Origin of the sequence: Methylorubrum aminovorans, from assembly GCF_022179725.1 — a bacterium.
Taxonomy (GTDB): Bacteria; Pseudomonadota; Alphaproteobacteria; order Rhizobiales; family Beijerinckiaceae; genus Methylobacterium; species Methylobacterium aminovorans.
On record NZ_BPRC01000105.1, the window covers coordinates 1 to 516 of the forward strand.

Below are 516 nucleotides of genomic sequence, written 5' to 3' on the forward strand. Positions count from 1 at the left end.
AGTGTGGGAGCGGTTGCTCGATCGCGTGCAGGAGCGCGGCGTCGCGCTGGGCATGGTCTTCCTCGACGGCAGCAACGTTCGGGCTCACCAGAAGGCGGCGGGCACGGCAAAAAGGGGGGATCTGCGGCCGAGCGAGATGCTTGTGAAGCACTTGGCCGCTCACGTGGCGGCTATGGCACCAAGGCTTGCGTGGTCGCCGACGGACGAGGGCGCGCCGTCGCCTTCCGCATCGCTCCGGGGCAGGCCCACGAACTGCCTCACGCCATTCCGCTCCTCGACCAATTGCCCGGCGTGCCCAAGTGGGTCGTGGGCGACCGAGGCTATTCCAGCCACGGCTTCCGCGAGCACATCTGGACCACCGGTGCGCGTCCCGCGATCCCGACCAAACGCAACGAAGAGCAACTCGCCTGCCCGGACTGGGCTTACAACAACCGCAACATCGTCGAGCGGTTATGGGCGCGCCTCAAAGAGTGGCGCGCCGTCGCCACCCGCTACGAGAAGACCGCCGTCAGCTTC

At 67.4% G+C, this 516-nt stretch carries 1 pseudogene; it reads left to right on the plus strand.

Features of this window, described 5'->3' with window-relative positions:
- Positions 1-516: pseudogene (locus MFF24_RS28705) on the plus strand (IS5 family transposase); the annotation flags it as partial.